This window comes from Halorubrum halophilum (assembly GCF_000739595.1).
GTDB classification, from domain to species: domain Archaea; phylum Halobacteriota; class Halobacteria; order Halobacteriales; family Haloferacaceae; genus Halorubrum; species Halorubrum halophilum.
Map to the genome: position 1 here is coordinate 1 of NZ_BBJP01000088.1, position 1,395 is coordinate 1,395.

The following is a 1,395-nucleotide window of genomic DNA, read 5'->3' on the forward strand; positions in this document are numbered from 1 at the left end:
GTGCCAAACGCTCCGGCGCCGAAGGATGTGGCTGCGGCCGATTAGGTAGACGGTGGGGTAACGGCCCACCGTGCCAATAATCGGTACGGGTCATGAGAGTGAGAACCCGGAGACGGAATCTGAGACAAGATTCCGGGCCCTACGGGGCGCAGCAGGCGCGAAACCTTTACACTGCACGACAGTGCGATAAGGGAATCCCAAGTGCGCAGGCATAGAGCCTGCGCTTTTGTCCACCGTAGGGAGGTGGACGAATAAGGGCTGGGCAAGACCGGTGCCAGCCGCCGCGGTAATACCGGCAGCCCGAGTGATGGCCGATCTTATTGGGCCTAAAGCGTCCGTAGCTGGCCGCACAAGTCCATCGGAAAATCCACCCGCCCAACGGGTGGGCGTCCGGTGGAAACTGTGTGGCTTGGGACCGGAAGGCGCGACGGGTACGTCCGGGGTAGGAGTGAAATCCCGTAATCCTGGACGGACCGCCGATGGCGAAAGCACGTCGCGAGGACGGATCCGACAGTGAGGGACGAAAGCCAGGGTCTCGAACCGGATTAGATACCCGGGTAGTCCTGGCCGTAAACAATGTCTGTTAGGTGTGGCTCCCACTACGAGTGGGTGCTGTGCCGTAGGGAAGCCGCTAAACAGACCGCCTGGGAAGTACGTCCGCAAGGATGAAACTTAAAGGAATTGGCGGGGGAGCACTACAACCGGAGGAGCCTGCGGTTTAATTGGACTCAACGCCGGACATCTCACCAGCATCGACTGTAATAATGACGATCAGGTTGATGACCTTATCCGAGTTTCAGAGAGGAGGTGCATGGCCGCCGTCAGCTCGTACCGTGAGGCGTCCTGTTAAGTCAGGCAACGAGCGAGACCCGCATCCTTACTTGCCAGCAGCGCTGTGAAGCGGCTGGGGACAGTAGGGAGACCGCCGTGGCCAACACGGAGGAAGGAACGGGCAACGGTAGGTCAGTATGCCCCGAATGTGCTGGGCAACACGCGGGCTACAATGGTCGAGACAAAGGGTTCCAACTCCGAAAGGAGACGGTAATCTCAGAAACTCGATCGTAGTTCGGATTGTGGGCTGCAACTCGCCCACATGAAGCTGGATTCGGTAGTAATCGCGTGTCATAAGCGCGCGGTGAATACGTCCCTGCTCCTTGCACACACCGCCCGTCAAAGCACCCGAGTGAGGTCCGGATGAGGCGCGTTACACGTGTCGAATCTGGGCTTCGCAAGGGGGCTTAAGTCGTAACAAGGTAGCCGTAGGGGAATCTGCGGCTGGATCACCTCCACCGACCCGACACACCCCCTCTTGCGCCAGCTCACCTTACGACCGTCCTCCAAGACGGTCACTACTCATGCCCGGCTCGTGGTTGCCGGCCAGATACACATCTACTT

The 1,395-nt window shown here is 59.3% G+C and carries 1 rRNA gene; it reads left to right on the plus strand.

From position 1 onward, the window contains the following. Nucleotides 1-1,289, plus strand: a 16S ribosomal RNA gene (locus tag ACP96_RS17045); the annotation flags it as partial. Nucleotides 1,290-1,395 lie beyond the last annotated feature (106 nt).